This is a genomic window from Acinetobacter sp. NIOH-H-8 (assembly GCF_046635365.1).
GTDB lineage: Bacteria > Pseudomonadota > Gammaproteobacteria > Pseudomonadales > Moraxellaceae > Acinetobacter.
Genome location: NZ_JBHDVN010000273.1, coordinates 1 through 413, shown reverse-complemented (window position 1 = coordinate 413; position 413 = coordinate 1). Strand labels below are relative to the sequence as shown.

Sequence of the window (413 nt, the reverse complement as noted above, 5' to 3'; positions counted from 1 at the left end):
GCATGTTCCCAATCCAGATGTCGCTGGATGAACGCGGGCGTCTGGAAGAAGAACGCCGTCTGGCCTACGTTGGCGTAACCCGCGCGATGCAGAAACAGACGCTGACCTACTCGGAAACCCGCCGTCTGTATGGCAAAGAGGTTTACCATCGCCCGTCGCGCTTTATCGGTGAGTTGCCGGAAGAGTGTGTGGAAGAGGTGCGCCTGCGCGCCACGGTAAGCCGCCCGGTCAGCCATCAGCGTATGGGTACGCCGATGGTCGAGAACGACAGCGGCTACAAGCTCGGCCAGCGCGTACGCCACGCTAAGTTTGGTGAAGGAACCATCGTCAATATGGAAGGCAGCGGCGAGCATAGCCGTTTGCAGGTGGCATTCCAGGGCCAGGGTATTAAATGGCTGGTGGCGGCTTACGCC

Annotated in this window: 1 pseudogene; it reads left to right on the top strand. The window is 60.0% G+C overall.

Annotated elements, in window-relative coordinates:
- Window positions 1–17 precede the first annotated feature (17 nt).
- Window positions 18–413: pseudogene (locus tag ACEWB7_RS18190) on the top strand (hypothetical protein); the annotation flags it as partial.